We start from the raw sequence: 7,009 nt of genomic DNA on the forward strand, positions 1-7,009 counted from the left end.
CTCAACCAATCTTCTCCAACCGTACGATGACCCATTTCGACGTCGGTGTTCCGCTCTCCTCGGCCTGCGAGTCGAGCGGCACCAACGGATTCGTCTCCGGGTAGTACGCGGCCACGCAACCCTTCGGCGTGTCGTACGCGATGAGCCGGAACCGATCGGCCCGCCGCTCGCCGTCGTCGAACTCGGAGACCAGGTTGACCAGCTCGCCGTCGGCGAAGCCGAGCTCGGTGAGGTCGGCCGCGTTGATGAAGACCACCCGGCGCCCGGAGTAGACCCCGCGATAACGGTCGTCCAGCCCGTAGATCGTGGTGTTGAACTGGTCGTGGCTGCGCAGCGTCTGCAGCACCAGCCGGCCCGGCGGCACGGTCATCACCTGCAGCGGGCTGACCGTGAACACCGCACGGCCCTCCGCGGTCGGGAAGGTCCGCGAGTCCCGGGGTGGGTGCGGCATGGTGAACCCGCCGTTGTCGACCTTGTCGGCGTAGTCGCCGCAGCCCGGCACCACCCGGCCGATCCGCTCCCGGATCCGGGAGTAGTCCCCGGCGAACTCGGCCCACGGGATGCCCTGCCGGTCGCCCACCACGGCCTCGGCGATCCGGCAGATGATGTCCACCTCCGAGCGCAGCAGCGGCCCGGCCGGCTCGGACCGGCCCCGCGACGCGTGCACCGCGGACATCGAGTCCTCGACGGTGACCCGCTGCACCACGCCGCCGGTGCGGTCCTGCTCGGTGCGGCCCAGCGTGGGCAGGATCAGCGCGGTCCGCCCCGCGTCGACGTGGCTGCGGTTCAGCTTCGTGGAGATCTGCACGGTCAGGTCGGCGCCGCGCATCGCGGCCGCGGTCACCTCGGTGTCCGACATCGCGGCCACGAAGTTGCCGCCCAGCGCGACGAAGACCTTCGCCTTGCCGTCCCGGAACACCCGGACCGCGTCGGCGGCGTCCACACCGTGCTCCCGCGGCGGCTCGAACCCGAACTCGTCGCGCAGCCGGTCGAGGAACACCGCGGGCGGCTTCTCCCAGATCCCCATGGTCCGGTCGCCCTGCACGTTGGAGTGCCCGCGAACCGGGCAGAGGCCCGCGCCGGGCTTGCCGATCATGCCCTGGAGCAGCGCGACGTTGACGAACTCCTTGATCGTGGCGACCGCGTTGCGGTGCTGGGTGATGCCCATCGCCCAGCAGTGCACGATCCGCTTCGACGAGGCGAGCATGTCGGCGGCGGCCTCGATCTCGGACCATTCGAGCCCGGTGGCGGCCAGCACCGCCTCCCGGTCGACCTCGGCGACGTGCTTGGCCCAGGCCTCGAAGCCGACCGTCGACGACTCGATGAACTCCCGGTCGGCGACGCCCTTCTGCAGCAGTAGGCTGCCGATCGCCTGCCACAGCGCCAGGTCGCCGTTCGAGCGGATCCGCAGCAGCCGGTCGGCCAGACCGGTGCCACTGCCGACCAGGCCGCGGGCCTTCTGCGGGTTGTCGAAGCGCAACAGGCCGGCCTCGGGCAGCGGGTTGATCGCCAGGATCTTCGCGCCGTCCCGCTTGGCTATCTCCAGCGCGGTCAGCATCCGTGGGTGGTTGGTGCCCGGGTTCTGCCCGGAGACCACGATCAGGTCGGCCTGGTGCAGGTCCTCCAGGGTCACCGAGCCCTTGCCGATGCCGATGGTGCGCATCAGCGCGCTGCCGGTCGACTCGTGGCACATGTTGGAGCAGTCCGGCAGGTTGTTGGTGCCGAACGCCCGGGCGAAGAGCTGATAGACGAACGCGGCCTCGTTGCTGGCCCGCCCGGAGGTGTAGAAGACCGCCTCGTCCGGGCTCGCGAGCTTCTGGAACTCCGCACCGATCAGGGCGAACGCCTCGCCCCAGGAGATCGGCTCGTAGTGCGTGCCGCCGTCCCGGCGGACCATCGGGTGGGTGAGCCGGCCCTGCTTCTCCAGCCAGTGGTCGGTCTGCCCGGCCAGGTCGGCGATCGAGTGCTCGGCGAAGAACGCCGGGCCCGCGGTGTCCCGGGTGCCCTCCCAGGCGACCGCCTTGGCCCCGTTCTCACAGAACTCGGCGGCGTGCCGGTGGCCCTGCGGGTCGGGCCAGGCGCAGCTCATGCAGTCGAAGCCGTCGTGCTGGTTCAGCGAGCGCAGGTTGCGGACGGTCTTGCGCACGCCCATCTGCCCCACCGCGTTGGCCAGGCTCAGGCGCACGGCCTGCAACCCGGCGGCGTGGTCAGCCGGTGGACCCACCCGCAGGCGGGCCTCTTCGTCATCGATCGGCGCCATGGCCCCAGTCTGCCTCGCCGACCCGGCCGGGCTCCAGCCGGATCTTCCGATCGGTCAGGCGTATTCCTGGCGCAGCTCGGCCAGCACCGCCGGGGACGGCCAGTCGTCCACCCGGTACCGGGCCGGGGCGAGCAGCGGCTCGGCGTCCAGGCCGACCCGTTCGGCGACCGCGTCCCAGGGCGCCCGGAACTGCGGGCCGGTGTCCGGGTGCACGAACGCGATGGTGTCCGCCTTGGGCAGCAGCGTGCTCACCCCCGCGGTCCACACCGCGATGGTCTCCGGAAGGCCGCCCACCGGCTCGGCGGCGAGCAAGCCGCCGATGTGCACGTCGACGCCGGCCTGGGCGTACTGCTCGGCGAGCCAGTTGGTCTGGCCGTGGTACTCGGTCAGCGCGAGCAGGGTCTCGGCGCGGCGGGCGGAGAGGTGGTGCGCGTGCCCGGGCGGCGGGGAGTACATCACCGTCCGGCCCTGCGGCCCGGCCACGTACCCGACCGGCGACAGGCTTCGCGGCGCCTCCTTGAAGTGCTGGTCGACGAGCGCGTAGAACGGCTCGGCGGTGGCGTCCGGCAACGGGCAGAGCAGCAGCGTGTTGTTGTCCGGGGCGAACGCCAGCACCGGACCGCCGAGCCGCTCGCCGACCTCGGCCAGCCAGCCCGGCGCCAGCAGAAGCGAGGTGAAGTACGCGTCGCCGTCGTCCAGCATGCTGATCAGCGGCTGCCCGCCGGGCCAGTTCTGCTCGAGGGAGTGCCGGGCCATCCCGGCCAGATTGGCCCGGGCGGTGGTGAACACCTCCTCGGCGGAGACGCCCCACTCGTCGACCCGGTCCGGCACCACGTAGGCCATCGCGTCCGGCTGGTCGACGACAACCAGTTCCTTCAGGTACGGCAACGCGGCCCGGGAGATCGGCGGCCGCATGCCGGGCGGACCGGCGGTGCCGAACGTGACCGGGCGCAGGACCGGGCGGAGCTTCGGGCGTACCGTCTCCCAGTCGTCCTGCGGCGGCGGCGCCGCCATGATCCGGACCAGTTTGACCAGCCGCTCCCGGCGCTCGGACGGTGTCGCGTCGGCCGTCTCCCGGAAGATGTTGGCCAGGTAGAGATGGGCCGGACCGGGCGAACCGGTGCGGTAGATCTCGATGGCGAAGTCGTCCGGCCGGTGCACCGCGCGCTCCACACCGGGGGTGCGCCGCGCGACGCGGAGAGCCAGCGCCGCGAATCGGCGCCGGGGCGAAACGAACCGGTCGAGCATTCCCACGGCGGAACCCTAACCGACCCGGCGCGCCGTGTTCAGGCTCGACCGGGGGAACCGGCCGCCGCCGGCTCGTCCACCAGCCGGGTCGCGATGTTGGTGAGCGCCTGGTCGAGCAGCGCGCGGTCACCCGGATCGGTCATCGTGAAGTCCTCCAGCCGGACGTCGAGCCACTCCCGCCAGGCATGCCGTACCCGGTCGAACTGTTCCTGCCCGGCCTCGGTGAGCTGCACCGCGTCACCGTCGAGCCGCGCATATCCGGCCTGGCAGAGGTCGGTGAACGCGGGCTGCAGCACCTCGGCCGGCATCCGGTTGGTACGCGCGATGGTGTCCAGGTCAGCCCGCCCCCGGGCCCGGGTGTGCAGGTGCGCCTGGCCCATCGCCCAGGCCTGCGACGGGTTCAGCCGCCCGCCCGAGTCGGCCAGGATCTCCTCCAGGACCGTCCGGTCATGTCCGGCTTTGCGCATGGTGTCACTGATCGCCCGTTCCAGCTGAGCGACCCGGTCGGCCGCGGCCGGCGCCGAGAAACCCTCGCCCACGTCGGTCGCGTGCGAGCGGGCGCCGTCCCGCAACGGCAGCTCCTTGAGGAACCAGGCGATCACGAAACCCAGCACGGCGACCGGAACCACCCAGCGGAAGACGTACCCGATGGTGTCGGCATAGGCCTGGATGATCGGTGCGGCCTGGACCGTGGAGAGTTTGTGCAACGCCGCGGGGCTGGCCGCCGCCGGATCCGCCGCCGCCGGGAACGAGCTGAGCTTGTTCGTGAACAGGGTGCCGAAGATCGCGGTGCCGAACGAGCTGCCCAGCGTACGGAAGAACGTCACCCCCGAGGTGGCCGTGCCCAGGTCGGCGTACGGGACGGTGTTCTGCACGACGATCGTCAGCACCTGCATGCTCAGGCCGATCCCCATCCCCAGCACGAACATGTAGAGCGACATCAGCGCGGCACCGGTGTCCGGGCCCATGGTGGACATCAGCCACAGCCCGAGCGACATCACCGCGGTGCCGGCGATCGGGAAGACCCGGTACCTGCCGGTGCGGCTGACCAGGTTCCCGGCCAGGATCGACGTGGTGAACAGGCCGGCCACCATCGGCAGGGTGCGCACCCCGGAGCCGGTGGCCGAGACGCCGTCGACGTACTGCAGGTAGGTGGGCAGGAACGTCATCGCGCCGAGCATGGCGAACCCGACGATGAAGCTCAGCGTCGAGCAGACCACGAAGACCGAGTTGCGGAACAGCCGCATCGGCAGCATCGGTTCCTTCGCCCGCAGCTCGACCAGGACGAACGCGGTGAGCAGGACGATCGACGCGGTGAACAGGGCGAGGATGGTGGGCGAGCTCCAGGCGTACTGGTTGCCGCCCCAGGAGAGCGCCAGGATCATGCTGGACGCGCCGGTGGCGACCAGGGCGATGCCCGCGTAGTCGACGATCGGGCGGGTGTCGCTGCGGATCGACGGGATGGCCCGGGCCGCGATGGCCAGCACCACCACGGCCACCGGCACGTTGATGTAGAACGCCCAGCGCCAGCTCAGGTGGTCGGTGAACAGCCCGCCCAGGGTCGGCCCGAGCACCGTGGTGACACCGAAGACCGCGCCGAGCGCGCCCTGGTACTTCCCCCGTTCGCGGAGCGGGATGACGTCGGCGATCAGCGCCATCGCGGTGACCATCAGCCCGCCGCCGCCGATCCCCTGGACCGCCCGGGCCGCGATCAGCATGACCATGTCCTGCGCGACGCCGCACAGCACCGAGCCGCCGACGAAGACCAGCACGCTGATCTGGAACACCGTCTTGCGGCCGAACAGGTCACCGAACTTGCCGGCCAGCACCGTCGACACCGTCTCGGCCAGCAGATACGCGGTGACCACCCAGGACATGTGCCCGGCGCCGTGCAGGTCCGCGACGATCGTCGGCAGCGCGGTGGACACGATCGTCTGGTCCAGCGCCGCGAGCAGCATGCCGAGCAGGATCGCCGTGAAGACGATGTTGGTCTGACGCCGGCTCACCACCGTGGCCGTGTCACCGGTCGACATGCCGCCAGTCTTCCCGGCCGGGCGCGCCCAGGTGCCGCGATCGCCGAAAGTCAAAGTAAACTAAGTTGACTTCCGCGTCGGTGAGAGGACTTTCGATGGCTTTGACCGCTTCCAGCACGGTCGGCGACTGGTTGACCCACCCGGCCGGCGGCGCGGCCCTGCGCGCGCTGCTCGGCTCCTCGTTCGAGGAGTCCCAGCTGAACCCGGTGCGGGGGCTGCCGCTTCAGCAGTTGGTCGCGCTCAGCCAGGGCCAGCTGCCGCAGGCCGCCGTCGACGCCCTGGTGCTCCAGGTCAACGACGGCGTCGTCCCGGCCGACGACGCCGCGTCCAGCGCCTGGCGCGAGAAGATCACCCCGGGCCGCTTCGCCGGCCAGACCGTGATCGTCACCGGCGCGGCCTCCGGCATCGGCCGGGCCACCGCGTCCCGCATCGCCCGCGAGGGCGGCCGCGTCATCGCCGTCGACATCACCACTTCCGGCCTGGAGGCACTCGCCGCCGACCTCAGCGCCGCCTTGAGCCCTGCCGCCGCCGGCCCGGGCCCTGCCACCGGCCCTGGCTCTGCCACCGGCCCTGGCTCTGCCACCGGCTCTGCCGCTGGCCCTGGCTCTGCCACTGGCTCCGGTGGCGCGGTGATCACGGTGACCGCGGACATCACCCGCGACGAGGACATCGCCGCGATCGTCGCCGCGGCCGGCCCCCGGATCGACGGCCTGGCCAACATCGCGGGCGTCGTCGACGACTTCACCCCGGCACACGAGACCTCCGACAAGGTGTGGGAACGCGTCTTCGCGGTCAACGTCGACGGCGTCTTCAAGCTCACCCGCGCCGTCCTCCCGGCCATGCTCACCGCCCACCGCGGCGCGATCGTCAACATCGCCTCGGAGGCCGCCCTGCGCGGCAACGCCGCCGGTATCGCCTACACGGCGTCCAAGCACGCGGTCGTCGGCATCACCAAGAACACCGCTTTCATGTACGGCCCCGAGGGCATCCGGGTCAACGCGGTCGCCCCGGGCGGCGTCGCCACCGGCATGCGCCCCACCGACCAGTCCGCGTTCGGCCTGGGCCGCACCGGCCCGTTCCTGAAGCTGATCCCCCCGATCGCCACCGCCGAACACCTGGCCGCCTCGATCACGTTCCTGCTCAGCGACGACGCCGTGAACCTCAACGGCGCCATCCTCCCCTCCGACGGCGGCTGGTCCATCCAGTAGCCACCGCTCCAGCACTCCCGCCGGGCGCACCTCATCAAGATCAAATTCAAGATGTCGTGCGTCCGCCGGGGTACAGCCCGCCGCTCCCGCCGGGACCCCTCCAGGCTCCGCTGGCCGCTACGCGTCCACAACACAGAGCCCTCCGGGGCGACGCCCGCGGGTGGTCACGGAAACCCCCGCTCACACCCCACCAGGGAGCAAGCCCCCATTTCCACAGCCCCAGACCATCCACAGCCCCCACCCCACCCACCCCCTTCCCC

At 71.4% G+C, this 7,009-nt stretch carries 4 protein-coding genes; 1 reads left to right on the forward strand and 3 read right to left on the reverse strand.

Annotation, left to right across the window (positions count from 1 at the left end):
* Position 1: 1 nt before the first annotated feature.
* Genes ADL15_RS45185 through ADL15_RS45195 form a run of 3 tightly spaced genes read right to left on the reverse strand, consistent with a single transcriptional unit; the run spans position 2 to position 5,541 of the window.
* Positions 2-2,260, reverse strand: a complete 2,259-nt coding sequence (locus ADL15_RS45185; protein ID WP_067705880.1) for an FdhF/YdeP family oxidoreductase — start codon at positions 2,258-2,260, stop codon at positions 2-4.
* Positions 2,261-2,314: 54 nt separating this feature from the next.
* Positions 2,315-3,508 (reverse strand): hypothetical protein, encoded by a 1,194-nt coding sequence (locus ADL15_RS45190; protein WP_232344946.1) that lies wholly within the window; start codon positions 3,506-3,508, stop codon positions 2,315-2,317.
* 38 nt (positions 3,509-3,546) lie between these two features.
* Positions 3,547-5,541: an MDR family MFS transporter gene (locus tag ADL15_RS45195; RefSeq protein ID WP_067705883.1), complete on the reverse strand. Its 1,995-nt coding sequence runs from the start codon at positions 5,539-5,541 to the stop codon at positions 3,547-3,549.
* A gap of 95 nt (positions 5,542-5,636) precedes the next feature.
* Here ADL15_RS45195 and ADL15_RS45200 point away from each other — a divergent pair, with 95 nt between their 5' ends.
* Entirely contained in the window at positions 5,637-6,749 is a 1,113-nt protein-coding gene (locus ADL15_RS45200) for an SDR family NAD(P)-dependent oxidoreductase (protein WP_067705885.1), read from the forward strand.
* Positions 6,750-7,009 lie beyond the last annotated feature (260 nt).

This window comes from Actinoplanes awajinensis subsp. mycoplanecinus (genome assembly GCF_001509495.1).
GTDB classification, from domain to species: Bacteria; Actinomycetota; Actinomycetes; order Mycobacteriales; family Micromonosporaceae; genus Actinoplanes; species Actinoplanes palleronii.